The sequence below is a fragment of the Pedobacter sp. ASV1-7 genome (assembly GCF_040203335.1).
In the GTDB taxonomy this organism is placed as follows: Bacteria; Bacteroidota; Bacteroidia; order Sphingobacteriales; family Sphingobacteriaceae; genus Pedobacter.
The window spans coordinates 366930-393532 of record NZ_JBEHBV010000003.1; the positions used below are offsets into that span (position 1 = coordinate 366930).

The following is a 26603-nucleotide window of genomic DNA, read 5'->3' on the forward strand; positions in this document are numbered from 1 at the left end:
ATTTTTTAATACTCTCTAACAGCGATCCTCCTTCCGTTGATTTTGAATTTGACAGAACCAGTCCACTGAATAGTCTGTAATAAAGTTTTGATATTTTCCATCTTAGAAATTTTTCCAGAGAAATAAACGTCTGAAACATCACTCTCATAGTCAATCTGTACATTGTACCATCGAGCAATATCTTCCATGACCAATGTCAATGGAGTATTGTCAAATGCAAAGGCCCCATCCTTCCAGGCGGTAAAATAGTAAGGATCTACTTTCTTTTTCTCGTAGGTATGTGTGTTTTCTTTATAAATAATCTGATCATTAGGTGCGAGTAAATGCTTCGCCGATTGTGAATGATGAGTCAAAGCCACCTTTCCCTCCACCAAAGTTGTAGTTATTTGGTCACCAAAACTGTTTATGTTGAATTCAGTCCCAAGTACCGCTACAGTTTGAGATCTTGATTTGACATAAAATGGGATTCTCTTTCCTTCCTTCTTCATACGAGCTACTTCGAAATAAGCTTCTCCCTCAAGCTCCACGGTACGTTGTGTTGTAGTAAATCGAGTTGGGTACTTTAGTTTTGAATTCGCATTTAACCACACTTTGGTACCATCAGCTAGTATTACAGCATACTCCCCACCCAGAGGAGTCACCAGAATATTGTAAGTCTCAATGCTTCTGTCTGCGATACTTTCATTGTTATGGTAAGAAACCTCACCTCCCCCCTGTTTCAATACGAAATAATTACCCGTATGTATGGTATCCACAGGGGAGAGTTCGGCTAAGTTGACAGCGCGTCCGTCTTCAAATATAATTTGTGCTTTTTTGCTCCCTGGTACGATAGTGGTATCCACCTGTTGCACCGCATATTCAGCTGTTGTCTTTGGCGATTTAAAGAAGAGAAGAGCATAAGCTCCACATAAGACAGCTAGCACTGCTGCAGCAGCCGTTAAATATTTAAACCTGGTTTTAAACTTGATTGGGTATCTAAGATCTTTTTGCACTGAAGGGCTACCAATAATTTTTTGATATAGCCGTTTACCATCCCCTTCAGATAGCGATGTAACAGTTGGTCCATGCAATTGGTCCCATACTTGCAGTATACTTTCTTCTACACCGGATTCTGAGATAAGTTCATACAGTTCCTTCTGCTCAATCGGAGTACAACGATTTTCACGGTACTGTCTTATCAGATATAATAGTCTTTCCTTATTCAATTTGCTTGATGTTCTTTCTAGCTAATCGTTTCATCCCGGAAAATGGACTAGTGAGAATTCAAATAATTGAAAAAAACTAGAAAAAGATATAGAGTAGTTTCTGAAGCTTGATTCGGACAGTCTTAGAAGCTACGATGAGATGGTTCTTTACCGTATTTTTAGAAATTCCAAGTTCGTCAGCTATTTCCTGGTAAGAGAGATCTTCCATTTTATTGAGTACAAACACCTTTTGTTGCTGAATTGGCAATTCGGCGATTATCTTTTCCAGGGCATTATTCAACTCATTGTTGAGGATTGTCTCTTTGGTATTATAGGAAACAGTTTCGATGGATAACTGAATGTCAGCGACACTGTTTTCCCGAATTATTTTTTTTCTAAAAAATGATATAGCTATCCTTTTGGATACCGCAAAAAGAAAAGGAAGCAGACTTTGCTCATCAGCGATACGCTTACGATATAAAAACAATTTAGTGAAAGTTTCTTGTGTTACTTCTTCAGCATCGTCTCTATTTTTACAAAAACCATTGGCATAATTAAAAACTGTTCGCCAATATTGCTCAAATATTTGTTTAAACACCTGTTCATTTCCATTTTGAAAACCGATAAAATCCTTTTCAGAAATTTCTCCCATAACAAACAAATATCTAACTGTACCTTTTTAATGTTTTTGTCGCTGGCAAGCAAGCAAGCTCAGTCCGCACGTAAAAACAATTATAATAATTTTTATCTTATAATATTACCATTTCCAACATTAGAACTTAACCTATAAGATACAATGCGGCAAAGATAGAGACAGAAATTTAAACCGGGATGGAAATCTTATTAAGGAAATGTTAAGCATGGCTCATTGAAAGTTATTGCAATTCGCACAACTACTTTTTTCTGTCTGTATATAGCATCATAAATATTCCCAACTTTGCTGTAGGCAATAACAGCCTTATCTAGTACGTCGAACTTCGTCGAGGTTCCAGTTTGATCAGCTGCAAATTGATAGATATCTTTCGAAACCAGGGAGCTACATACTTCTTAAAATATCTATTCTTAAAATTTAATATATCTCCAACCTATATAGTTGCTGGAGGAGACGAAAAGATGGAATATAGAAAAGAAGATAAGACTTTAATAACTGACACCAGGGAATTGCGAGCTGAAATAGAGATATTATCCGCAAGAGTAAAAAAGAATTAACAGGATATTAGAATTTTGAGCCAGAAACAGCAATAACCGTAACTATTCCGTATCCTAAAATCAAAAACCGTCTTTAAACTTAATTAAAGACGGTTTCGTGTACCCTTTACCGGACTATTTTCGATTAGAATTTACGGGATAAAATCAGTTATTTGTAATGACTAAATCGTAACACAATGATCAACAACGAAATAGAAAACCCATCGAAATGCTGTGAAGACTGCGGTAAAACCCTACACAGCCGCAGTGACCAAAGGTTTTGCAATGACACCTGCAGGAACAACTTCAACAGAAAAAAGCGAAAAGCGGAAAAGATGGTACCCCATAAAAATGCAACTGAGATCATAAACATCATCTGGAAAAACTATGAAATCCTAAAAAAATCATATCGTAATCAACTGGTGGAAAATGACATGATAAAATTTAATGGTCGGGAAGACATCATTCAGTCTGGCATCAACCCAAAGTTCTTTACCAGCGTACATACGGATAAAAATGGCTGGATCTGGTACTGCGTATTTGAACGCTGTTTTACTATGGGTGAACACCAAGCCTTTGTAAAGGACATTCCTGAACAAGCGGAAATATAATTGATCAATACAAACCGTGAAATCTCAAATTCACCCTTTAAATAAACTAGGCATAATGATTGTTCATCAGCAAGATCGATTTGTCCTAAACCAATTCATAGATGAACATTTTTTTAATCGTACTTAGCTCCCTTTTACTGACATTCTCCCTGCTCTCAGTCATCAGACACGATTATTGGACATTCAGAGTATTCGATTATCCCAGACTACAGAAATTCGTAGCCACCATCCTGACCCTGATCCTGGTCACAGTATTTTACAACGGAGCAACCATACAGTATATTTTGATGGCTTTACTGTCCATAAATCTGATTTTCCTGGCCTACCAGATTATTCCTTTCACCCCATTAAGCAAAAAACATATCCTACAAATAACAAAACAAATCCCTGATCAAAGCATCAGCATTATCATCGCCAATGTATACCAGGAAAACACCAACTATAAAAGCTGTATTGACGAGCTCAGTAAAAACCAGGCAGATATAATACTGCTGCTGGAGACCAATAAAATGTGGGAACAGCAAACCCTCAGCCTGGAAAAAACACATCCCTTCCATAAACGTCTGCCTCTAGAAAACACCTATGGAATGCTGCTTTACTCCCGATATGAATTAATTGACACCGAAATAAAATTCCTGGTAGAAAAAGACATCCCTTCTATTCATACAAAAATCAAACTCCCCAGTGGACAGCTCCTACAATTATACGCCCTGCATCCCACGCCACCGGTACCCAATGAAAACCCCAGATCAACTGAGCGCGACAAGGAACTCCTGCTTGTTGCCGACCTAGCCAAAGCATCAAAAGATCCGGTCATCGTGATCGGAGACATGAATGACGTAGCCTGGAGCTATACCACCGAATTATTTTTAAAAATGAGCGGATTGCTCGATCCAAGAAGAGGGCGGGGATTCTACAACTCATTTCATGCCCATTACCCAATTATGCGTTTCCCCTTAGACCACGCATTTATTTCCACAGACTTTAAACTCAACAGCATGAAACGATTAAATAATTTTGATTCAGACCATTTCCCCATCTACATCGCCTTACAATACGAGCCCACAGCAAAACATCAGCAGGAAAGCATGGAAGTCACAGCTGAAGACAAGGAAATAGCTCTCGAAAAAAAGCAGGCAGACACTTAAAATCACAGTATCAAAAGATATCTACACAACCAATGTTAACTCTTAACTAGTCACCTGGAATATACAACACATAAACTCCGGCACAAAAACACCAATATAAACATCCAGTCTCCTAGGGTGTATATTCCGAGAACTTCAACAGAATCTCCAATTCTTGGACACACGTCAGTAACAACTACAGAAATCTATGCTAGAGCAGATTCTAAACAAAAACGCGAAGCAATAGAAAATGCCTACGTAGATCTAGTAGACAAAGAGATACCTGTCTGGGTTGACAATGAGAATTTGTTGAGCTGGTTAAAAACCTTTAAATAATATAAAGTGGGTTGTCTATATTTATGTAAATTATGCTGGAACAGGGCAACCCATTCTATACTTTAAATGCTAATGCTTTATCTTCCACTTAGCAACATACTAGTTTAGACTCTTTCTGGTATTATAATGGAGATTCTTGTCTCGTCCTGCTATAGCTTGTCATTTGTTTATCTAATTTCTGCAACATATCCCCTATCCACACTAGAACTCAAGTATCACACCAAAAGAAGGGATCAGGTTTCCCGATTTAGTATTTAAGATAAAGGGAATCGCATTTGAACCATTAGTTTGTAAAGACTGCCCATCTGTCGTTAAGAAACTGCTATTGTCTTCTGTTCTTTTAAAAGTATATTTTGGAAAACTATCATTTTGATTTTTCAGGATATTCTGGATATCAACATATAAATTCAATGCAGTTTTTCTGAAATTTATCCGTTTATCCACGCGAAAATCTAACTGACTGAACGGAGATAACCTTTCACTATTTAACCGGCTGTAATCTGTTATTCCGGTTCCCAGCGTTAAATAGTTTTGCTGGGAAGCCTGTAAATCAAATGGCGTATATGGCGATCCTCCCGTATAGCGGTACTTCAAGCCTAAATCCCAGTTACGTTTTAACTTATAGCCTAAAGTAAGTGACAATAAATGTCGGTTATCCCATGAGGAGGAGATCAGTTGCTCATTCAAACCGGAAAATTTGCTGACTACATAAGAATAACTGGCCACATAAAAAAAGTTACGAACCAGCTTTTGCTGCACAAAAAGTTCTACACCATAAGTTTCCCCATCCCCCACACTCAGGACCTCCTCACTGCCCACAGAAGCATATTCTGCGCCCTGATTAGCCAGGGAGGTACCATTGGCTACCGAAACCGGATAATTGCTGTACCGCTTATAAAAAGTCTCTAAAGTAAACCTCAGATCATTTCGAGGCAAAAACTGGGTTCCAAGCACATAGTGCGTAGACTGGATGTAGTCCATATTTTTATTCACCGCTGCCCCACTATTGTCCAGATACCCCAGCATGGTATAGGTCGGCATCTTAAAATACGTGCCCACCGACGCGCTAATGTCCCATTTCGAGCTCAGGTGATAGGCTAAAGACAACCGTGGAGAAAGAGTTTTTAACGGATTACTCCCTTCCTTTGTGAAGCTATTCAGGTCAGAGCGGATACCAGCAGAAAATAGTAACTTTTCATTGAACAGGTTCTTTGAAGACTGAAAAAACAAACCATATTTCCAAAAGTCTATATCATTATTGAATCTTATTACCTTTTCCGGCACTACCACATCGCCCTGAGCATTGATGATTTCATTGGAAACCTTATTAAACAACGCTGTTTTGTAGGCAACCAATTGAGCCATCAATCCGGCAGACAACTTCCAGCCATTCACAAATTTATTGATATCAAAACGGAACTTATTTTCGCTTTCCTGAGATTGAACCTTCAGACTCCTTTTACTTTCCTCCTGAAGTTCGTCCTCGAATTTATCCAGACTATTGTCAAAAACATTTCGACTGAGCGTAAAGTTCAAATAACCATTTTCAATCTGATGGTTTAAGTTAAAACCGGCTGTATAGTTCCACTGATTGATATAGGGTGTAGAACGTAGCACATAGGTATTTTCCAAGGTTGACTTTTTTGTTGGGGCAAAACTAAAACGGTCAATAGCACCGAGACCTATAGCCGTAATTTTGGTTCTAGCATTAAATTTATGCGTTACCTTATATTGAAAATCATCAAAATCAGGACGGATAGGTAAATCAATCAATTTAAATAAAAAGCTGAGATAAGATTTTCTTGCAGAAGCCAGAAAGGTCGTATTTTTTGACAAAGGGCCTTCTAAAGTAAGCGCAGTTTCCGTAAAACTAACCCTTGCATTACCAGACAGTCTTTCTGAATTCCCCTCCCTCTGCTTAATCACAAAAGTCGAGGCCAGCGGATTGTCATATCTGGAATCAAAAGCCGAGGAACTCAGTTTTAAGCTCTCAATAAAAGAAACATTCAGGATACCCTGAGCACCTCCGGAACTACCTTGGGTTTGAAAATGGTTGAGTACCGGTATCTCTATCCCATCAAGGTAATACACATTTTCATTTGGAGCGCCACCCCTGATAATGATATCGTTCCGCTCACCCACACCATTACTGATGCCCACTCCCGGAAGCGTCTGCACAACTTTAGACACATCAAAGTTGCCACCCGGGCTACTTTTTATTTCCTCTGTTGTCAATTGCTGCACAGATAAAGGCGTCACCATGTCAGTGGCCACAGCAGACTTCCCTTTACTAAAACTGATATTAACTTCTTTTAAACTAGTCAATTGTGGCTGAAGATCAAAATTAACCAATTGCGGACTACCGCTACCCACCACAATATTATATTTCAACTGGGTTATATACCCAATATTACTGGCAGAAACTTTATAAGTCCCCACTGGAACACTCATGCGGAACTGCCCCGTAGAGTCGCTCAAGGAACTTATGGAAAAACCATCAACGCTAATTGTAGCCCCAGAAAGTACTTTCCCCGTATTTAAATCCTGTACAGTACCTGTTATTAAACCCTTTTGCTGGGAAAACACAGGATTAAAAGCAAACAAAGCTGCTATGATTAAGAGATATCTAAGTGTCAATTTCAAAGTTTTTAAGCGTTATTAAAATAGTTTTCAAATATATAAGTTTAAGCCTTGGCTTCTTTTATTAATTCTGGTTGTTGGATTTTGAAAGCTGCATACGCTTTATAGTATTTCCCATTATTATCGACGTTTGGCTTAATGCTTTTCAAAAAACTGATCACCCTTATCAATAGCAACTTATAAGCTGGCAGTTCGCTTACCTTAATGTCCAGCATATCTGCAATTTCTTTCCCAAGCAAATAGCGCATTAAACCCAGGATATCATCGGCGGAAGCTTTGCTCTTGTTCACTTTCAAAATATGATCAATAAGTGAACGCGTGAGCTCTTGCCCATGCGTTGACATTCGGAATTGTCGTTTTTTAATCATATGATCAAGTTGCTGGGCAAACTTTATGTTTTGGGGAATCATATCTTGGTTTAATCCCGTGAGATAACCAACAACAGCCCAGGTATGCATAAAAGCATGTTGATCCGTTTGGCTAACACTGAACCCCAGCATCCGCAAACCTCTGATCACGATCAGTGAAAAAGAAAGATTAGTACCTGCCATATCTTCCTGATTAATGGGTATCCCCCATGCATCGTCCCAGTTGCCGCGTTGAAGCGTATAATAACGAACAGCAGCATGCATGATGCGTACTTTTAAAATCTCTTCATAGGCACGTCCCTCCTTGCCAAAAGCATCGGGTCCCATCACTTCCCATACAAAAATCGCCGTATCATAAAGACGCTTTGTGGTTTGCTTACGTATCAGTTCTGACTGATACAGAACCATAGCCCCATTTGCAGCTGTATAACAATAGGGCAAGGAAAGCAATCCCAACAGACTCATAATGATTTCTGAATGCCTCGCAAAAAAAGCTGCCCCTGCCTTCATTAACTTTAACTCCGCCCAGGCTGGCAAGTCTCCTGCATTATTGATAAATTCAATATCTGGGAACATCTCCTGCAGTAATCTTAATTGACCATTTTCTGACTTTACAGTCATCCATTGTTGCAATTGCAGTTTTTTTTGAGGATCAGAAAAAACCTGCCGGACAAATTGATCTGCCGGCGGGTCACCCACTAGCCTTTTAGAAGCTAATAGCTCATTGTCATATATCCTTTGCATACTCATCTTTAACTCATGTGATTTATAATAGCTTCGGCTGCCAGTCTGCCACTTTTCATAGCCGCATTAATGGAACCATTCAGCAAATGATCACCACAAATGAAACAATTCTCCGTCAACCGCATGGACGTTTGATCTATATCATTGTCTACTGTATCATCATTAGGTAAGGCGTAAGGTATGTGATAAGTCCTAAGATGCTTCCAGCTAATCGCCTCAGGATACCAAAATTTCATTTCATTAATCACCTTGCACTGCAATTCTGCTTGACTGTCTTTTGAATGATCACCTATAAGCGATAGCGAAATTAACGCATCAGTATTTTTTGCGTAGTCTGGAGAAATTCGATCCATAACAGCCACATTGTTAACCAGTCTTCCAGGTAACGCATTTAAAGCAATAAGTGGTTGCTCATATGGCCTTTTTAGCCCAAGCAAAACCTGGAATCCCCTGTCAAGCAAAAACCCATTCACTTCGTCTGTTTTAATACGCCCACCTACTTTATCGGAGGCTTCCAATAGCTTAATCGATTTACCTGCTGCCTTTAAAACTTTGGCAGCGGTAAGGCCGGCTAATCCCGCGCCAATGATAATCACATCCGCATCCTCATTCTTCATGCATTTACCTTATTAATTCTTGAGGTTCCTTTCCTGGTTTCGCATAAGCTAACCGGCCGACAATCTCGGGAAGAAAGTAGCTATCCAAACCACAAACGGTCATTGTTTCGGCCTTGACATGATCCAGATTGCCATCTTCTTCAATAAGGAAATTATCAGTTAATATTTGAACAATTTCGCCGATAACGATCGTTGTACCATTGATTTCAATGTCGATCATCTCAACGAGTTCCAGGCCAATCCGGACTGTAGATTCAAAGACAAATGGCGCCTTAAAACCAGCTACGTAATGTTTTTTAAACCCACGGCAATCAAATTCCGACACACCGGAAGGATAGCTTGCACTGGTTTGATGCGCCTGCTTATACCATTGGGGCAATACATTGTTTAAAGTATATTGCCCAATTGACTTAATGTTGCTAAGTGTATCGTTATGTTCACGTTCAGGTCTGATCACCATCCCTAAAAGTGGAGGATTCGCCCCGAGATGAAAAGCGGAACTAATTAAACTCAAATTGGTAACGCCATCATTACTAATGGTCCCCAATAGATTGAGCGATTTATAACCAATCAAGCTATTGATCAGACTGATCCTGTAGTGTTTTTCCATTTCAGAAATGTGACTACTTTTGATTCCTATCATCTTAATTTGTCTTTAATTTTCCCAAACCTCCGTCAATACCTATAATCTGGGCTGTCATCCAGCTGGATTCATCAGCTAGCAGGAAAGCAATCGCAGAACTAATATCTTCCGGTAAACCATGCCTACCCAGAGGATGGCGTTTATTTGCAGCTTCCCTTCGCTCAGTGGTATTCAAAAGATTTTGTGAAAGTGGTGTGTCGGTGAGTGAAGGTGCCACCACATTGACGCGGATGTGGCTGGTTGCAAGTTCGGCAGCAAGTGAAAGCGCCATACTTTCAACTGCCCCCTTTGCCGCGGCTATACTGCCATGAAAACTCATGCCCGAGCGTGCTGCAACCGAACTGATGAGCACAATCGAGGCCGTTTTTGCTGCTTTAAGTGCTTTCATAGCTTGCTGAATTACCTTAGCCGCGCCCAATACATTGATCCTGTAATCATTTAGAAAATCTTCATCAGTTAACCTGGCAAATGGCTTCAGGTTAATGCTACCCACCGAATACACCAAACCATGTAAATGCTCAGGAAGAAAGTCTGCAATAGCCCTAACATCTCCAAGAACATCCAGCGAAAGGTGCATAATACCTTCAGGCCAATTGGCATTCTTAGTTCTGGATATGTTATACACAGTTGCGCCATTCATAACCAGTAACCTGACCAACGAAAGCCCTATACCAGAACTCCCACCGACAACTAATATATTTTTTCCCTCAAAATTCATCATCCTATATGTTTTAAAAAATCATTTTTTACATCAGGATCCAAAAAACGGCCACAGTACTCAGCTGTTAATGTACTGCTACCGGTATCTCTTATCCCACGACTGGAAACACAATGGTGATGGGCATCAACAATCACTGCCACATCTTCTGTTCCGAGCGATTCTTTTATCATGTTGGCGATCTGCTTGGTGAGTCTTTCTTGTATTTGTGGACGTTGTGAACAATACTGTACAATCCGGTTCAATTTAGACAAGCCAATCACTTGCCCATTACTAAAATAAGCAACATGGGCTTTACCAACTATGGGAACAAAATGATGTTCACAATTGCTATAAACACTGATATTTCTCTCAACCAGCATTTGGTTGTAGCTAAACGGATTGCTAAACAATGTGGCAACCGGCTTGTTTTCCGGATTAAGCCCCCTGAATATTTCTTTGACATACATTTTTGCGACTCTTCTGGGCGTATCCTTTAGGCTATCATCGCACAGATCAAGACCGAGTGCGTGCATAATAGCTGCAAAGTGCTTTTGAATCAACTCGATTTTAGCATCGTCATCTAATTCAAATGCATCAACCCGCATTGGGGTATCGTAGAAAGACGCATTTACAACCGCTTCAAGGTCAGCTGTTATTTGGATATTGTGATTATTATTCATTGAAAATCATAGTTTAATATGTGATATTGAAATCTGTTGCAACTCGATATTGAAAATTTTAATGCAATAAACATTAGTACAATTATATACTAAAACTAGTATACAAAAGTATTATTTAGTTTTTAATAATACTAATATTTGATATTATAGTATATTTGTAAACTAAAATCAAATCATTTCATCATGAACTATCAACTAATTAAACAGGTTATTGACCTTATTGAAAAATTTGACACAACGGTAGATTCCAAATCTTATACAAAAAACCTGACTGGATTTAAACGTTGGATTCATGATGATGAAAGAGAAACAGCGCATTTGTACAATGAGCTGGATTGGGATGGAAAGGAAAATGGCCGAAGTCTGGAAAGCGAGATCAATACCTTAATTGTTCACCTTAACAGATACGCAAAAACCTACTCCAAATCCGCCATATATGATTCGGCATTCAGCACTCAAGAAGATTTTATATATTTAATTAACCTAAAAGCCTTTGGGTCGATGACAAAAACAGAGTTGATTAAAAAGAACATCCAGGACAAACCTGTAGGTATGCAGATTATCAACCGACTGATTGGGCAAGGCTGGATACAACAAAGTGATTCTATAGCAGATAAAAGAAGTAAAATCATTTCGATTACAGCTAAAGGAACTGAAGCACTGGAAGAGATTATGGGAAAAATAAAGCAAGCCAGTCAAATTGTTACCGGAAACCTCAGCGATACTGAAAAAATAAAATTGATTAAAATACTTCAGAAATTGGATCGCTTTCATCAAACTATCTATGCTGAAAATATAGAGCCCAATCAGCTGATCTCTATCGCTTACAATAATTTTTTAATAAAAAACAATTAAAGCTAGTCCATAAATAAAACTCCTCTATGCAAACGCCAGATTCAAAAAAGAAGATAGCTATCATTGGTGCCGGAATTTCCGGTCTTTCGGCTGCAGCATATGCCGCTCAGGCTGGTAATGAAGTGCATGTTTTCGAAAAGCATCCGCAACCTGGAGGAAGAGCCAGACAGTTCAGCACAGAAAATGGTTATGTATTTGATATGGGCCCAAGTTGGTATTGGATGCCCGATATAATTGATAACTTCTTCGTCGATTTTGGTCATAAAGCGACTGACTTTTATGATCTTGTTTCCCTTAGTCCTCAGTTTGAGATGGTTTTTGAGGATGGGCTGCTTACGGTTCCGGAATCTTACCAGGATTTAAAAAAATTGTTTGAGCGGCTAGAAACCGGAGCGGGTAAAAAACTGGACGGCTTCATGAACGCTGCAAAATATAAGTACGAGGTTGGAATGCAGGATTTTGTGAACAAACCATGCTATAGCTGGCTGGAGTTTGCCTCAACTAAAATTGCCGGTAGCGCTTTAAAAATGAATCTATTATCAAACTTCAGAAGCTACGTTAGCAAGTATTTTTCACACCCAAAACTTAAAACCTTAATGGAGTTTCCGGTTATTTTTCTGGGGGCTTCCCCTAAAAATATCCCGGCACTTTATAGCCTGATGAACTATGGCGGTTATGCTTTAGGTACCTGGTATCCCATGGGGGGATTTTACCAGCTGGTATTGGGAATGAAAAAAGTAGCAGAAAAACAAGGTGCCGTTTTCCATTTTAGTCAAAACGTAGAAAAAATCGTTACTGAAGAAGGAACTGCCAGGGGAATCCTCGTAAATGGAGAATTTAAGGCGTTTGATGCCATTATTGCTTCTTCGGATTATCACCATACCGAAACACTGCTCGACAACGAATTGCGTAACTATGATCAAAAATATTGGAAAACCCGAACATTTGCTCCCTCCTGCCTGATTTACTATTTAGGATTTAAAGAAAGGCTTCCTAATCTTAAACATCACACCTTATTTTTTGAAAATGATCTCGATGAACATATTAAGAGCATTTACGAAGAAAAAAAATGGCCGGAAAACCCATTGTTCTACGCTTGCTGCCCATCTCAAACAGATCCTGAGGTAGCACCCGAAGGACACGAAAATGTTTTCCTACTTATGCCGCTGGCAACAGAACTTAAAGATGAGGAAAATACCCGTGAGCATTACTTTCAGAATATGATTAAACGTTTGGAAAAACACACCGGCGCAAAAGATTTGTTATCAAAATTAGATTACAAACGAAGCTATTGTGTGGGTGATTTTATCAGCGATTACAACGCTTACGGAGGCAATGCTTATGGCCTGGCAAATACATTATCGCAAACCGCAGTATTGAAACCTAACATCAAAAACAAGCATTTGTCAAATTTGTTTTATACCGGCCAGCTGACCGTCCCTGGCCCAGGTGTACCTCCATCCATTATCTCCGGTAAAATAGTAGCAAAAGAAGTGAATAACCTAAAACTAAAAAGGCGTGAAAAAATTGTATGATGATTTGGCTTACAAGGTAAGCAAAGCGGTTACGGAAAAATATAGCACCAGTTTTTCATTGGGAATTCTCGCGCTAAAACCATCCATTCGTCATGCGATTTACGCGATCTATGGTTATGTGCGTCTGGCCGACGAAATTGTAGACAGCTTTCACGAGTATGATAAGGCATGCTTGCTGGAACGTTTTAAATTAGAAACCTGGACTGCCCTGGAGGAGGGTATCTCCCTCAATCCTATTTTACAATCTTTTCAGGACACCGTTAATCATTTTGCCATTGACAAAACCTTAATTGAACAGTTTCTGCATAGCATGCAAATGGATTTACAGCAAATAGATTACAATTCTGATTTGTATAACCAGTACATATTGGGTTCGGCTGAAGTCGTAGGTTTAATGTGTCTTCAAGTATTTGTGGAAGGTAATAAAGAAGCATTTGATAACCTAAAACCCTATGCTATGAAATTGGGGTCAGCCTTTCAAAAAATAAACTTTTTACGCGATTTGAAAGACGATTACTATGTTTTAGGGCGCAGTTACTTCCCTAATATTGATATGAAAACCTTCAACAACAAAATCAAATTGGAAATTGAAAACGAGATTGAAGCTGAATTTAAAGAGGCATTAACTGGGATAAAGAAATTGCCGGTTTCTTCCAAATTTGGCGTCTACCTGGCCTACAAATATTACCTATCATTGTTTAAAAAAATAAAGAGTACCCCTGCAGATAAAATTATGAATCAAAGGATACGTATTCCAAACAGTCAAAAGTTCTCTCTGGCAATGAGTAGCTATGTACAATATAAGATGGCCATCATATGATTTTAAAAATATTACTTCTATGCATTTGAGAAATATGCTGGAAGACCTCATCTAAAAACAAAAAAAATGATTTATCAACTTAAAAGATCGCAACAACTGTATTGTGATATACAAACTGCCTGGGATTTCTTTTCTTCCCCACACAATCTTTCGCGCATCACGCCTAAAGAAATGGGCTTTGTTGTTTTAAGCGATCTATCTAAGGGGGATATATATAAAGGAATGATTATCGATTATACCGTTTCGCCTGTGCTGGGTATTCCACTGAAATGGCAGACTGAAATTACGGAGGTTAACTACCAAAAAAGCTTTACCGATTTTCAGAAAAAAGGCCCTTACAAGCTTTGGAGACATCATCATGAATTTATCCCAAACCAAAATGGGGTTTTGATGGTAGATACTGTGGATTATGAATTACCATTTGGTATCATTGGCAAGATGGCGCACAGTTTGATGGTAAAGAAAAAATTGGAGCATATTTTCGACTACCGCAATCAGGTTTTGGAAGCGTTATTTAAACCGTTAAAACATTAAACATGAACTTCCTTATCCTAAGGATCACATTTATATTGATGGAAGGAGCCACCTGGTTTATCCATAAGTATATCATGCATGGTCTTTTATGGGTATTGCATCGTGACCATCACGACCACAGTACTGAGGGACCCTTTGAGAAAAATGACTACTTCTTTGTAATTTTTGCTTTACCAGCTATTGCTTTGATCTATTTCGGTTCCTTAAATCATTTCAATTACTTGTTTTATATTGGACTGGCCATTACGCTTTATGGGATGGCCTATTTCTTTGTTCATGACATTTTTATTCATCAACGCATTAAATATCTGGCAAATACACAAAACCCTTACTTACTGGCGATTCGCAGGGCGCACAAACAACATCATAAACACCTGGGCAAAGAAGAAGGCGAATGCTTTGGTTTCTTGTATGTCCCAATGAAATATTTCAAAATGTATTATAAAAAAAATAAGTAATGAAACCCTACACTTACTTGTTAATTAATCTGTTGACCATCATTATTTGCTTTATTTTTTCTTTTGACAAGAGAATTCAGTTCAACAAGCATTTTCCGGCCTTTCTAAAAGCGAGTATTTTGGTCGCCATTCCTTTTATTGCCTGGGATGTATGGTTTACTGCTCATCAGGTATGGTGGTTCAATACTGCCTATACCACAGGTTTAATACTTTTGGGATTACCTATTGAAGAGTGGCTTTTTTTTATCTGTATTCCTTTTTCCTGCGTGTTTACCTATTTCTGCCTGGACAAACTCTTCAATCTTAGCTGGCTAAGTGGCTTTAACAACATCATTGTTTTTGTGAGCGTGATCATATGCACCGTTATCGCATTGTTGCATTACGACAGAACCTACACTTTTGTAACGGCTATAGTAACCTCGGTAACGCTAGTTTACCTACATTTTGTAGTAAGAGCGGCCTGGATCGGTCAGGCATCTTTTGTATTTGCTGTTCTCATGCTTGGATTTTTCCCTGTTAATGGAGTTTTGACAGGTACTGGTTTGGAGTCTCCAATTGTGAATTACAATCCGAAGAGTTTCTTAAATATTCGGATCCTTACTATACCAATAGAAGATGCTGTGTATGGTTATACACAATTTTTACTCAATGTCTATTTATTTAAAATGTTTCAAAAACCCGTAAATGATCATGAAACCATCATGAGTTTACGCTCGCAAAACGCAATGAATAAAAACTCATGATAGCTTCATCACTGATAAAAAACAAATTATATACTGATCTTACCCGAAACCCATTATTGAACACAAAACGGTCCGTGAAAGAGCTTTAGAAATTTATGGTAAAGTATTGAAATTATAAAAATAAAGAATGAAGAACAGAAACAAAGTAGTTTTGGTTGATCAGCATGACAAGGCAATTGGTGAGATGGACAAAATAGAAGCTCATCAAAAAGGCTTCTTGCACAGAGCATTTTCAATTTTTCTATTCAATAACAAAGGTGAAATGTTGATTCATCAGCGTGCAAAACATAAATATCATGGGGCTGGTTTATGGACAAATGCCTGCTGCTCTCATCCGCAATTGGGCGAAGACATTAAACTAAGTGCTATGGAAAGGCTGCAATTTGAAATGGGAATTCAATGTAATATCGAAAAAGTCTTTTCATTCATCTATAATACTTCTGTCGAAAATAACCTGATAGAGCACGAATTTGACCATGTATTTATAGGGTATACCGATGCCGCCCCAAGACCAAACGCCCAAGAAGTACAAAGTTTTAAATGGATTGACACAACAATTTTGTCTAAAGATATAAAAGAGCATCCCGATCAGTACACCTATTGGTTTAAGATGGTCTTTTCAAATATTTTAGATTATCTAAATCCCCATGTAAAACTTTAGGTTTGCTATTCTTTAATTTTACTGAAATTAAGCTAGGTTTTACACCATATTTCATAGTAATCCCTTTTGTTCCAGATTAAGTTCTTTAAAAATCTCTTTGGTAATGATCTGTGTATTGTAAGCCAGATGCGCCCAATTACAATGCAAAATAGACAGTGGATAAGGAATACCATGCTGCCTTTTGGTTAAATCCATACTAATCACTGAATTTTCCTTTATTTCCCGCTCGCCCTGCATCATATCGAAGATGGTTTTAGCGAATTTCTGATCAGAACCTAAATAAAAACTTGCATAGGTTTCCAAACCTTTAAGGGTTTTCATATTGAGCGAAATTTCAAAAGTAGTTTCCATAATAACAAATTAAAAAGAGCTACCTGATGGTAGCTCTCAGAGATGTGTCTTTTTAATTATTTAATCTCTATTTGACGGCTTACAGCTTTCGCTTCTTCTCTTTTTGGGATGTCAATCGCTAAAACACCGTCCTTATAATTAGCCTGAATGCCATTTTCGTCTGCACTTTCCGGTAAAGTAAACGAGCGAACAAAAGAACTATAACTGTATTCACGTTTTGCATAATTTCTGTCCTCTTGCCCTTCTTCCGCGCGTTGCTCTACAGAAACACTTAATACATTTCTTTCCAGATTCAGTTTAAAATCTTCTTTTTTAAGTCCGGGCACAGCTAATTCAACATGATAGTGATCCGCACTTTCACTAATGTTAGCAGCAGGCACACGGGTTACCATACGGTCTGCAAAAAAAGTATCATTGAAAATGGAATCAATAACATCATTAAAGCCTGGCATTAATGAATTTCTCTTGTTTTCTGGATTAAATTTAACCAACGTCATGGGTTTTTCCTCCTTAATTTGATTTAATGATTAAAACTTATAATTAATTAAACTCTTTTGAACTCGCGTTCGGGAGCAATATTACAAGATAAATGCCAAATGGATTCTTAGTTAAAGAAGCTGAAAAAATTACAAGATTGCTGAAAAATCTTCAGTTTTAAGCTGTCAAAAATTCAGAAATAGATGTGATTTCTTTTCTACGAATGCAATGGAGAAATAAATTAAAACGACACCAAAATTTAACCACAGCAAATAATTTTCACTATCTTAATTTGCTTTTAACATAAACCTATAAAATCATGATCAAAAAGGCACTACTAATTATAGCTATATTGATACTCGTGATACAGCTCTTCAGGCCAGCTAAAAATAGCTCTGCTTCAATTTCAGCTAACGCAATTGAAGCCCACTATCCAGTTTCAAATGAGATTGGAGTGATTTTACGAAGGAGTTGTTACGATTGCCATTCCAATAACACGGTTTATCCCTGGTACAGCAATATCCAACCCTTTACCTGGTGGCTGCAAAGCCATGTAAACGAAGGTAAACATGAACTAAACTTTGATGAATTCAACAACTATGATGTTAAAAAGAAAAAACACAAGCTGGATGAAGTAATTGAAACGATTGAAAAAGATGAAATGCCGCTGACTTCCTATACATTGATACATAGAGGAGCAGTACTTTCACCTCAGGATAAAGATAAACTCATCACCTGGGCAAAAGAACTTAAAAAAAATATTAATTAATATCATTTATAAAACAAATTATGATATGGAATCAGAAGAACACTATACCAATAGAAGCGGCTGGTTGAGAGCAGCAGTTTTAGGCGCAAATGATGGTATTCTTTCAACAACCAGTTTAGCCATTGGTATTGCAGCAGCAAGCACCACACGCGAACCAATTGTACTTGCCGCAGTTGCTGGACTGGTAGCCGGAGCACTATCAATGGCAGCCGGAGAATATGTTTCTGTGAGTTCGCAATCAGATATAGAAATCTCTGATTTGACCAGAGAAAAAATGGAAGCGGAAAATACGCCAGATCTGGAGCTAAAAGAACTGGCCAATATTTATCAGCACAGAGGCCTGGATGAAAATTTAGCTATGCAAGTTGCCATACAGCTCACTGCTCACGATGCTTTAGGAGCCCACGCGAAAGATGAACTAGGTATTAATGAAATCACCCAGGCAAAACCAATGCAAGCTGCTTTAGCCTCCGCAGCTTCTTTCATTATCGGTGGCCTACTCCCCTTACTGGTTTCCATATTTGCACCTATAAAACTAATGGTTGTTTACCAGTATGGCTTCTCCATCATTTTTCTAGCACTTTCGGCAATTATTGCTGCAAAAGCAGGTGGTTCAAATATTGTCAAGGCTGTTATCCGGATTTGTTTCTGGGGAACAGCGGCTATGTTAATGACTGCTGCTGTAGGCTATCTTTTTGGCGTTAAAACTACATAATTTGTTTAGCGACTCCTTAATACCCAAAAAGAGCAATTACTATGCTCAAATAACACAAGATGAATCATTCTTTTTTAAAAGAAATCATAGGTATCCGACCATAAAAACTATATTCAGCAGCATTTGAAGGAAGTACCAACTGCGCTAAAAATGAACGCTTTTGATGCGTGAAAAAAGCAATTAATGATGGCTTATAACGTTTCACTTCCGCATCCATATCTTTTAAAATAGGATGTGATATATTCCATTCACGATTAATCAATTCAACTTTATAATTTAACTTCTCCTGAATTCTTTCCTCAACCAGTACGCTATCGGCAATAAATTCATTGCTTGAGGGCAGGTGAACCATCCTTAGTTTTGCATGGAGTGGTCTCACAAAATCGATTAATTTGGAGAGTTCAGCTTCATAGTCGTTCATATCTGTCAAGTAAAGCACACGCTTGCATGGCCGGTTCCGGTACCCAGAAGGGATACAAATTACAGGTACAGTTGAATGAGTAATCAGTTTGGAGCTGTGTGTACCCAATATTTTCTTAACAGTCCCAGCCCCCCTTGTACTAATACAGATATAATCACAAGGATGCTGCGCTGTAAATTTTAAAATCCCCTCTGTCACATCAGTATGATTAATCGTAATCAATTCGAAACTTATGTCCGACAAATTCAAAGATCTGAAGATCTTTTTTATGAACACAGTTATTTCTTTCTGGATTTGATTTACAAAAGAATACTGGTAAACCTGATAAGCATTTTCAGACCATATGGAAGGTCGCAAGACATGATAAACATTTAAGACAACTAATTTAGCTTTTCTTGTTCTTGCCATATTAATCGCAAAACGTATAGCAGACTTTGAGTTAGCTGACTGATCAGTGGTGACAATTATAGTTTCCATGCTTGATTTATTTACAACAAACTGGTAATGAAAACCCTAAAGCTAACAATTAATATACAACATAAATACTTTTCATATTGTATAATTATGTTAGCTTAATTTCAGAAGTATGACCAATTAATTAGGTTATAAAGCCGCAAATTTTTACATTGATAAAATTCGACAGATTAGTACTTTATCTTTCTAAAGAAGTCCCTTACACAGTCCAATAATGTCAAACGGAAATTTAAAAATGAGCAGAAGGTATAAAGCTATTTATCCAGAGCAAACCAAAAAAGTCCAGTTCGGATGCCTGGGCCCAAATTGGATCAAACAGGTACTAGAAAAGGACGAAAGAGAAAATAAAATAGTGATAATGGTATGTTTAAACTTTTAGAACACTACATTAAAAACGTAACCGAGATTGATGAACCAAGCCTGACTATGATCTTTAGTAAGTTCAGCTTGGTTAAAACCACTCGCAACCAGATACTGGTAGACTACAATGAAATTTGCAAAAACCATTACTTTGTAAACAAAGGCTGTATCAGAGTTTACACCATAAATAGTGAGGGAGCAGAAACCACCCGCTATTTTGCTTTTCAGGGCGAATTTGGCACCGCCTTACCTAGCTTAATTGACCAAGAACCTGCATTTGAATATTTACAGACCATTGAAAAATCAGAATTACTGACAATCAGCAGGACAGATTTCTATTTTTTGGTCGATCAGATTCCTCAATTCGCCCTTGTATACCGAAAAATACTGGAAAAAGGATTTATAATGGCGCAGAAAAGAATATATGGCTTTCAAGGTTTTAATGCAATGGAAAAAGTAATTTGGATAAAAACACATCAGCCTAAATTTCTATCGAGAATTTCGAATAAAATGGCGGCCTCTTATCTTGGTATATCCCCCTCTACTTTGAGCAGAATCAAGGCTAAACTTTAAAAACGTTGACTTAGATCAACATTTTTAAAGTAACATCAAGCTAAATTTGTAGAAAAGATAATCATGAAATCAATCATATATATAGTCTTATTCTCTTTTATAACATTTAACTCCTACTGCCAGACTAATCAGGCCGAGAAAAGTAAAACAGATGAAGGTATATCATCAGAGCCATTTCTAATAAAAACCGAGCAAATTACATTGCAGACAGCTATTCATCTTACTACCCTGGCGAGAAAAAAAGCTTCCGCATTAGGTAAGGATGTTTCAGTCGCAGTATTGGATGCAGGCGGACAAACCATTGTTCTCAGCCGAGGTGAGAGAGTAGGTATACACAATACCGAAGCCGCAAGACGCAAAGCGTTTACAGCAGCATCAACAAAAACTGCTACGCTAATTCTAGCCAGAAATGCAAGATCTAATCCAGATACAGAAAACCTGGCTCATCTACCAGAACTCCTATTGATCGGAGGGGGAATCCCACTTTATCATGATGGCAAAGTAATTGGCGCAATTGGTATAGCAGGTGGAGGAAGCCCGGAAAATGACGATCTTATAGGCAGATCAGCCAGTATTCCAGAGGCTGATATTATAGCCAGATAAATAAATCCAATTTGTATAAATTCACCTATTAAAATATAGCCATATGAAAAAATTAATCTTAGGTTTCATACTTAGCTTAGCCATAAACTTAACTTACGCACAAGCACCTGTTTACCGCCTATCAAGTCATATACTTGATGTTTCTACCGGACTTCCCGCAGCACAGGTAACAGTTAAACTGGAAAAATTAAACGAAGGTACTAAAGTATGGACATCTATAGACCAAAAGACGACAGACGAAAATGGTAGGATTAGCAACTTTTTGGAAGAAAAAAAAACTGAAAAAGGTGTATACAGATTAACATTTTTGATTGCAGACTACTTTAAAAGTAAAAAAACAGAAAGCTTTTATCCTTTCATTGAAGTTGTATTCCAAATCAAAGACGACAAACATTACCATGTTCCAATAACGCTGTCTCCATATGGTTATAGTACATACAGAGGTAATTAACTATAAACTTATATTGTATTTAAGCTGAGCGTCGTTACCTGCAAGACTGGCAGAACCTTATAGGTTTAACCTGGCACAATTTCGTTTTTTTTATGAAATTAAAATAAAATGAATATATAGCACTAACCAAAAGTTTGTCAATTATAATAACCACCTTTAACCAATATAACTGTTTACTCGAGTAAACAGTTATATTGGTTAAAAAGATTATCCCAAATTGATGATTACTTAAGGTAATAATACCTGATCAACAACATGAATCACTCCATTTGTTGTAATGATGTTTGCAGGCGAAATCATCGATGAAGTTGTATTTTTATTACCTTTTACTTTAGCTCCGCCAGTGAGTGTAATGCTAACTGTTCCTCCATTAACGGTTGCAGGTTTTGCCCCTTCAATTAAATCGCTTGAAAAAATACGGCCTGCTATTACATGATAAGTAAGTATGCTGGTAAGCACTGCGGGATCGGCAGCTTGAACTGCAGCTATATTTGCAAATCCTGCGTTAATAAAGGCCTGATTAGTTGGAGCAAAAACAGTCAAAGGACCAGCTCCAGATAACACTTGTGCTACGTTAGTACTACCTTGACTCGCTCTTAACACCGCAGCTACTAAAAAGCTAAAATTAGAATTTGCCTGGGCTACTTCAACAATATTTCCACCAGGAGGCATCAATACAGCATTGATTACATGAACAACACCGTTACTAGCAGCTACATCCGCTTGAATTACCGTCGCCCCATTTATAAAAACACCTGAAGCATTTTTGGTAACATAAACATTGAGATCAGCAGCTGTTTTAACTGCAGTATTACTTGCCATTGCAATTCCAGCAGAAGGTACTTGCTGACCCAAAACGTGATACAGTAAGATCTTTTTTAAGGTTTCTACCGGCACAGCCTTAATTTTAGCTTCGGTATCCAATCCTGCTGCGACAAAAGCGTCATTATTAGGTGCAAAAACAGTAAATGGTCCCTTTCCAGCCAAAACATCAGTCAATCCTGCTTGTGCAAGCGCTGCTTTAAGCAGGGAAAAATTGTTACTGCTCATAACGATACCTGCAATAGTCTTCTCTTGGGTAGGATTTGTCTTATCCTTTTTACAGGAACTAGATAATGTAGAAACTGCTATAGCTACAATTAAAGCAGATTTTCTAAAAAGATTAAAGTTTAGGTTTGTCATAATTTTAGTATTTTTTTATACAAAATTACATCCAAAAAACATACCAAAAGTATATTTTAACACCTTTATATCGCAAAATAAAAATATATAATTAAAAAAAGGTGCAAAAATACACCAATTCATTCTAATTTTGTATTCAATAAAAAAAGAAAATGTATTACAATTTGATAACAGAAATAGTAAGCTTAGTAAAGATTTACGAAAACGAGGTAAAAGACGCGAATGAGGATGTATATTCTTTTGGACAGTGGTTAATTGAATACTTGAAAAGCCAGGGACAACATGGAGAAATAGAACCTGAATGGGAAGGTAAATCAAAAGGTCGATCAGCTGATAGTATAATTAACACCTCATTAGTACATCTGTACAGATACGCAAAATTACATGCAAAGGCTGCAATTGCAGGCACAGAATTTTCGACCCCTGATGATTTTATCTATTTGATCAGTCTAACTTCATTTGGAAGTATGAGTAAAGCTGCTTTGATAAAGTTAAATGTTCACGAAAAATCTGCAGGAATACAGATAGTGAATAGATTAATTAACAATGGATTAGTTGAGCAAACGCTGATTGACACTGATAAAAGGAATAGAATAATACAAATTACTCCTAAAGGTACCCAGCTTTTAAATGAAAGTATGCAAAATATAAGACAAGCCTCCATTAATGTTACAGCGCCACTGCTCTATCATGAAAAAATGGATTTGATTAAATTACTCACCAAGCTCGAAAACTTTCATAAATCAAAAACCAAGCAAGAAATATAAGCCAATGGTGACTAAATTAATTCCATCCTGTGCATCGATCGCTAAAAAGCAAAAATCATCACAAATTTTGGTGTAAACCTATTAATTTTAAAAGTGTTCACTAAGTTCCCTGCAATTGATAATTCAGAGAAAGAAGTGCTTGCTTTTGAAAGATATATCAATTTGGAAATAATAGATGAAAAACTTAAAATACTAGATGCTATTAGCAACAAAGACATTACCGAAAAAGAAGTATTCAAGCGAAAAGTCGATCTAATGGAAAACCTAAAAAAGGAAAAAGACGAAGTACAAGGTGAATTGACTCATGAGCCAGAGCGTGCTGTAGCCATAAGACCTTCGAAGTATATCAAGAAAATTCAGCTTTAATTTTTTATCTCTAATAGTGATCAACTAATTTTTTCTTAAATAAGACTTATTTTTTTCATCACTACTAGAGACAATACCAATTCAATCTCTTCCATGTTTGCGTTTTAACTATGTAATATGAAGAATTTCAGACCTACCGGTAAGCGTACCGTCACCCCTCAAAAAGCCATCAAAATCCTAGAGCAAAACGGCACAACTATCAGCCAAACCGAAGCAGAACTTATTTTGGATTTCATGTATAAATTCGCTAATTTATCGGTCAAACAGGTGATTAACAAGGCTTCCGGCAAAAATCGCCAGTAGTAAAAACACCAAGAAAACTGTTTAAATAACCGAACTATTTATTTACCAATTACATGAAATGAAAGGAGAAATTTAATGAAAAGAGCATGTTTATACATCAGGGTAAGCACCGATGAACAGGCCGACAAAGGCTTTTCCCAAAGGGATCAGGCCGAACGCTTACAAAACCACTGTCTAAAGAATGACATCCTGGTCACCAGGATTATATTTGAAGATTATTCAGCAAAGACCTTCAATCGCCCGGAATGGACGAAATTATTGGCCGACATGAAGAAATCAATGGGGGAAGATTTAGATTACGTCATGTTCACCAAATGGGATCGCTTCAGCAGAAATACCGCAGATGCCTACCAGATGATCCGCATCCTCACTGTTGATTATCAGACCCAACCAATTGCCATTGAACAACCTTTGGACTTTACTGTACCAGAAAGTAAAACCATATTGGCTGTTTACTTATCCATGCCAGAAGTAGAAAATGACAGAAGGGCTTTGAATGTAACATACGGAATGAGAAGGGCAAAAAAGGAAGGCCGCTGGATGGGGCTGGCACCCATAGGTTACAAAAACCGGATTACACAAGACGGGAGAAAGTATATTGCCATCCATGAACCTGAAGCCAGTTATATGAAATGGGCATTTGAACAACTTGCTGAAGGAACACTGGCAACCGAACACGTTTGGATGAAAGCCAGAGAAATGGGTCTTAAATGTAGTCGGAGTAGTTTTTGGGATTATATCCGTAACCCAGGGTATTGTGGTAAAATAAGGGTTCCACAATTTAAAGATGAAGAAGAACAACTAGTTGAAGGACAACATGAGCCATTGATTTCCGAAAGGCTGTTTTATCAGGTACAAGATATGCTGGAAGACCGGAAACGCCAGTTTAAAAACAAGAAAGGAACAAAAGCCGTTTCCCCACGTTCCCTTGCTTTAAGAGGCTTTTTAATCTGTCCTAAATGCGACAACCTGTTAAGCGGAAGTGCTTCAAGAGGTCGTAAACATTATTATCATTATTATCACTGTAGTTGCGGTACCAGGTTTAAGGCAGAGCCAACCAATATATTGTTTGAGCGTATGTTAAAACAATTCGTTCCTAAGCGCGGAATGGCTGAATTGTTTAAAGCTGTAGTTTGCGACGCATTTTACGATTCCAAAACAAGGAGACCGGACTATATTCGAACCGTCGAACTCATCACCCTACAGAACAACAGAATTACTAAAGCCAGAGAATTATTACTTACCGATATCATCAGTGGTAAAGAATACCAGGAAATTAAAAAAGAATGCGATGATAAGATCGTAAGGGCTGAAGCGGAATTAAAACAATTAAATAACCGGGACACCGAAGATCTGGATATTGAAGGCCTGGCAGATTTGGCCACTAAAAACCTGCAAAAACTATCTCAATTTTATTCAGATGCCGATTCTGACATCAAAAGGTTAATTATAGGTTCCGTTTACCCTGAAAAATGGGTATTTGACGGAGAGTCTCATCGAACCACAAAAATCAATCAAGCTGCCGAGCTTATCTACCAGATAAACAACAAGTTAAGGCATAAAAAAACCGGAGTAAAATTTCTTGAAAAATTTCACTCCGGTGAAGTGCACTTGTAGGGATTCGAACCCCAAACCTTCTCATCCGTAGTGAGATGCTCTATCCAATTGAGCTACAAATGCATTTTTTTAAAGCACTTCCGTTTCGTTAACGGACTGCAAAAGTAATGCTTGAAATTGATTTTACCAACTTTTTTGTAAAATAATCTCAAGCATTTCTTCGTAAATTCAAAACTATGCTTCTACCACTTTTCTAATCACATCAAAATCAGGCATATTACCAGCATCTTCTAAAACTTCAGCATGAATAATTTTTCCTTCTTCGTCAATTACAAAAGCCGATCTTTTCGATACGCCTTTTAAATTAAAGACAAATTCATCATAAAATGCGCCATAAGCCTGAGATACTTCTTTATTAAAATCAGACAATAATGGGAACTGATAAGCATTCTCTTCTTTAAACTTAGCTAATGTAAAAGGAGAGTCAACAGAAATACCAACTACATCAGCATTCATTCCCTGGTAATAGCCAAAGCTATCTCTCATGGTACATAGTTGTGTAGTACATACTCCTGTAAATGCCATAGGAAAAAAGTGTACAACCAATTTCTTTCCTTTATAGTCAGAAAGAGATACTTCTTTCAAATCAGAATTGAATAATTTAAAATCCGGTGCTTTATCGCCTACTTGTAATGCCATATCAATATATTTTTTAGTATACTATTTAATTGTATTCCCAAACTTAAAGAATTATTGACAGTTTGTTTGCACAATTTTCAGTTTTGCACTG

Annotated in this window: 31 protein-coding genes and 1 tRNA gene; 18 read left to right on the forward strand and 14 right to left on the reverse strand. The window is 37.6% G+C overall.

Going from position 1 to position 26603, the window contains the following annotated elements; all coding sequences use genetic code 11:
• Positions 1-5: 5 nt before the first annotated feature.
• Together ABDJ41_RS09425 and ABDJ41_RS09430 are read right to left on the reverse strand one after the other, a co-directional pair.
• Entirely contained in the window at positions 6-1205 is a 1200-nt protein-coding gene (locus ABDJ41_RS09425) for a FecR family protein (protein WP_349785713.1), read from the reverse strand.
• Positions 1206-1281: 76 nt separating this feature from the next.
• Positions 1282-1836, reverse strand: a complete 555-nt coding sequence (locus tag ABDJ41_RS09430; RefSeq protein WP_349785714.1) for an RNA polymerase sigma factor — start codon at positions 1834-1836, stop codon at positions 1282-1284.
• Positions 1837-2569: 733 nt separating this feature from the next.
• On the opposite strand from ABDJ41_RS09430, the gene ABDJ41_RS09435 reads away from it, so the two are divergent.
• Together ABDJ41_RS09435 and ABDJ41_RS09440 are read left to right on the forward strand one after the other, a co-directional pair.
• Positions 2570-2983 (forward strand): hypothetical protein, encoded by a 414-nt coding sequence (locus ABDJ41_RS09435; protein ID WP_349785715.1) that lies wholly within the window; start codon positions 2570-2572, stop codon positions 2981-2983.
• 101 nt (positions 2984-3084) lie between these two features.
• Positions 3085-4131 (forward strand): endonuclease/exonuclease/phosphatase family protein, encoded by a 1047-nt coding sequence (locus ABDJ41_RS09440; RefSeq protein ID WP_349785717.1) that lies wholly within the window; start codon positions 3085-3087, stop codon positions 4129-4131.
• A 516-nt stretch (positions 4132-4647) separates the two neighbouring features.
• Here ABDJ41_RS09440 and ABDJ41_RS09445 read toward each other — a convergent pair.
• Genes ABDJ41_RS09445 through folE form a run of 6 tightly spaced genes read right to left on the reverse strand, consistent with a single transcriptional unit; the run spans position 4648 to position 10838 of the window.
• Positions 4648-7083, reverse strand: coding sequence for a TonB-dependent receptor (locus ABDJ41_RS09445; protein ID WP_349785718.1), 2436 nt, complete (start codon positions 7081-7083; stop codon positions 4648-4650).
• A gap of 47 nt (positions 7084-7130) precedes the next feature.
• Complete coding sequence (locus tag ABDJ41_RS09450) at positions 7131-8198, reverse strand: oxygenase MpaB family protein (RefSeq protein ID WP_349785719.1); 1068 nt, start codon at positions 8196-8198, stop codon at positions 7131-7133.
• 8 nt (positions 8199-8206) lie between these two features.
• Entirely contained in the window at positions 8207-8815 is a 609-nt protein-coding gene (locus tag ABDJ41_RS09455; RefSeq protein WP_349785720.1) for an FAD-dependent oxidoreductase, read from the reverse strand.
• Positions 8816-8819: 4 nt separating this feature from the next.
• Positions 8820-9458, reverse strand: coding sequence for a flavin reductase family protein (locus tag ABDJ41_RS09460; RefSeq protein WP_349785721.1), 639 nt, complete (start codon positions 9456-9458; stop codon positions 8820-8822).
• A gap of 1 nt (position 9459) precedes the next feature.
• A complete protein-coding gene (locus ABDJ41_RS09465; RefSeq protein WP_349785722.1) occupies positions 9460-10179 on the reverse strand; it encodes an SDR family NAD(P)-dependent oxidoreductase in 720 nt (239 codons plus the stop codon).
• Positions 10176-10838, reverse strand: coding sequence for a GTP cyclohydrolase I FolE (folE, locus tag ABDJ41_RS09470; protein WP_349785723.1), 663 nt, complete (start codon positions 10836-10838; stop codon positions 10176-10178). Before folE ends, ABDJ41_RS09465 begins: the two co-directional genes overlap by 4 nt.
• Positions 10839-11021: 183 nt before the next feature.
• On the opposite strand from folE, the gene ABDJ41_RS09475 reads away from it, so the two are divergent.
• The 7 genes from ABDJ41_RS09475 (at position 11022) to idi (ending at position 16444) form a co-directional block, all read left to right on the forward strand.
• Positions 11022-11693 (forward strand): MarR family winged helix-turn-helix transcriptional regulator, encoded by a 672-nt coding sequence (locus tag ABDJ41_RS09475; protein WP_349785724.1) that lies wholly within the window; start codon positions 11022-11024, stop codon positions 11691-11693.
• Positions 11694-11719: 26 nt separating this feature from the next.
• A complete protein-coding gene (gene crtID, locus ABDJ41_RS09480) occupies positions 11720-13228 on the forward strand; it encodes a bifunctional phytoene desaturase/3,4-desaturase (protein ID WP_349785725.1) in 1509 nt (502 codons plus the stop codon).
• On the forward strand, positions 13212-14048 hold the full coding sequence (locus ABDJ41_RS09485; protein ID WP_349785726.1) for a phytoene/squalene synthase family protein: 837 nt from the start codon (positions 13212-13214) through the stop codon (positions 14046-14048). Before crtID ends, ABDJ41_RS09485 begins: the two co-directional genes overlap by 17 nt.
• A 66-nt stretch (positions 14049-14114) precedes the next feature.
• On the forward strand, positions 14115-14582 hold the full coding sequence (locus ABDJ41_RS09490) for an SRPBCC family protein (RefSeq protein ID WP_349785727.1): 468 nt from the start codon (positions 14115-14117) through the stop codon (positions 14580-14582).
• 2 nt (positions 14583-14584) lie between these two features.
• Positions 14585-15040, forward strand: a complete 456-nt coding sequence (locus ABDJ41_RS09495; RefSeq protein WP_349785728.1) for a sterol desaturase family protein — start codon at positions 14585-14587, stop codon at positions 15038-15040.
• Positions 15040-15783, forward strand: coding sequence for a lycopene cyclase domain-containing protein (locus ABDJ41_RS09500; RefSeq protein WP_349785730.1), 744 nt, complete (start codon positions 15040-15042; stop codon positions 15781-15783). Before ABDJ41_RS09495 ends, ABDJ41_RS09500 begins: the two co-directional genes overlap by 1 nt.
• 127 nt (positions 15784-15910) lie before the next feature.
• Positions 15911-16444 (forward strand): isopentenyl-diphosphate Delta-isomerase, encoded by a 534-nt coding sequence (gene idi, locus ABDJ41_RS09505; RefSeq protein ID WP_349785731.1) that lies wholly within the window; start codon positions 15911-15913, stop codon positions 16442-16444.
• 51 nt (positions 16445-16495) lie between these two features.
• Here the strand turns inward: idi and ABDJ41_RS09510 are convergent, their stop codons facing one another.
• A complete protein-coding gene (locus ABDJ41_RS09510) occupies positions 16496-16795 on the reverse strand; it encodes a hypothetical protein (RefSeq protein WP_349785732.1) in 300 nt (99 codons plus the stop codon).
• Between the two features lie 56 nt (positions 16796-16851).
• The gene (locus ABDJ41_RS09515; protein WP_349785733.1) at positions 16852-17292 is read right to left on the reverse strand and encodes an Hsp20/alpha crystallin family protein; all 441 of its coding nucleotides are present in this window, start codon (positions 17290-17292) and stop codon (positions 16852-16854) included.
• Positions 17293-17591: 299 nt separating this feature from the next.
• Here ABDJ41_RS09515 and ABDJ41_RS09520 point away from each other — a divergent pair, with 299 nt between their 5' ends.
• Positions 17592-18041 carry a heme-binding domain-containing protein gene (locus ABDJ41_RS09520; protein ID WP_349785734.1) on the forward strand — a complete coding sequence of 150 codons (450 nt, stop codon included), beginning with the start codon at positions 17592-17594 and terminating at the stop codon, positions 18039-18041.
• 25 nt (positions 18042-18066) lie between these two features.
• Positions 18067-18756 (forward strand): VIT1/CCC1 transporter family protein, encoded by a 690-nt coding sequence (locus tag ABDJ41_RS09525; RefSeq protein ID WP_349785735.1) that lies wholly within the window; start codon positions 18067-18069, stop codon positions 18754-18756.
• A gap of 64 nt (positions 18757-18820) precedes the next feature.
• On the opposite strand, the gene ABDJ41_RS09530 is transcribed toward ABDJ41_RS09525, so the two are convergent.
• Positions 18821-19654: a universal stress protein gene (locus ABDJ41_RS09530; RefSeq protein ID WP_349785737.1), complete on the reverse strand. Its 834-nt coding sequence runs from the start codon at positions 19652-19654 to the stop codon at positions 18821-18823.
• A gap of 360 nt (positions 19655-20014) precedes the next feature.
• On the opposite strand from ABDJ41_RS09530, the gene ABDJ41_RS09535 reads away from it, so the two are divergent.
• The 3 genes from ABDJ41_RS09535 (at position 20015) to uraH (ending at position 21638) form a co-directional block, all read left to right on the forward strand.
• A complete protein-coding gene (locus ABDJ41_RS09535; protein ID WP_349785739.1) occupies positions 20015-20584 on the forward strand; it encodes a Crp/Fnr family transcriptional regulator in 570 nt (189 codons plus the stop codon).
• A 63-nt stretch (positions 20585-20647) separates the two neighbouring features.
• Complete coding sequence (locus ABDJ41_RS09540) at positions 20648-21187, forward strand: GlcG/HbpS family heme-binding protein (protein ID WP_349785740.1); 540 nt, start codon at positions 20648-20650, stop codon at positions 21185-21187.
• A gap of 43 nt (positions 21188-21230) precedes the next feature.
• A complete protein-coding gene (uraH, locus tag ABDJ41_RS09545; RefSeq protein ID WP_349785741.1) occupies positions 21231-21638 on the forward strand; it encodes a hydroxyisourate hydrolase in 408 nt (135 codons plus the stop codon).
• A 228-nt stretch (positions 21639-21866) separates the two neighbouring features.
• Here the strand turns inward: uraH and ABDJ41_RS09550 are convergent, their stop codons facing one another.
• Positions 21867-22820: a fasciclin domain-containing protein gene (locus ABDJ41_RS09550; protein WP_349785742.1), complete on the reverse strand. Its 954-nt coding sequence runs from the start codon at positions 22818-22820 to the stop codon at positions 21867-21869.
• A gap of 152 nt (positions 22821-22972) precedes the next feature.
• Here ABDJ41_RS09550 and ABDJ41_RS09555 point away from each other — a divergent pair, with 152 nt between their 5' ends.
• The 4 genes from ABDJ41_RS09555 to ABDJ41_RS09570 all read left to right on the forward strand — a co-directional run bounded on the left by ABDJ41_RS09555 (position 22973) and on the right by ABDJ41_RS09570 (position 25873).
• Entirely contained in the window at positions 22973-23587 is a 615-nt protein-coding gene (locus tag ABDJ41_RS09555) for a MarR family winged helix-turn-helix transcriptional regulator (protein ID WP_349785743.1), read from the forward strand.
• A 93-nt stretch (positions 23588-23680) separates the two neighbouring features.
• Complete coding sequence (locus tag ABDJ41_RS09560) at positions 23681-23953, forward strand: hypothetical protein (protein WP_349785745.1); 273 nt, start codon at positions 23681-23683, stop codon at positions 23951-23953.
• 117 nt (positions 23954-24070) lie between these two features.
• A complete protein-coding gene (locus ABDJ41_RS09565) occupies positions 24071-24256 on the forward strand; it encodes a hypothetical protein (RefSeq protein WP_349785747.1) in 186 nt (61 codons plus the stop codon).
• A 75-nt stretch (positions 24257-24331) separates the two neighbouring features.
• Positions 24332-25873, forward strand: a complete 1542-nt coding sequence (locus ABDJ41_RS09570; protein WP_349785748.1) for a recombinase family protein — start codon at positions 24332-24334, stop codon at positions 25871-25873.
• On the opposite strand, the gene ABDJ41_RS09575 is transcribed toward ABDJ41_RS09570, so the two are convergent.
• Positions 25863-25936: transfer RNA gene (locus ABDJ41_RS09575), tRNA-Arg, on the reverse strand. The two genes, ABDJ41_RS09570 and ABDJ41_RS09575, sit on opposite strands and share 11 nt — an antisense overlap.
• 111 nt (positions 25937-26047) lie before the next feature.
• Positions 26048-26512: a redoxin domain-containing protein gene (locus tag ABDJ41_RS09580; RefSeq protein WP_349785749.1), complete on the reverse strand. Its 465-nt coding sequence runs from the start codon at positions 26510-26512 to the stop codon at positions 26048-26050.
• Between the last annotated feature and the right edge of the window lie 91 nt (positions 26513-26603).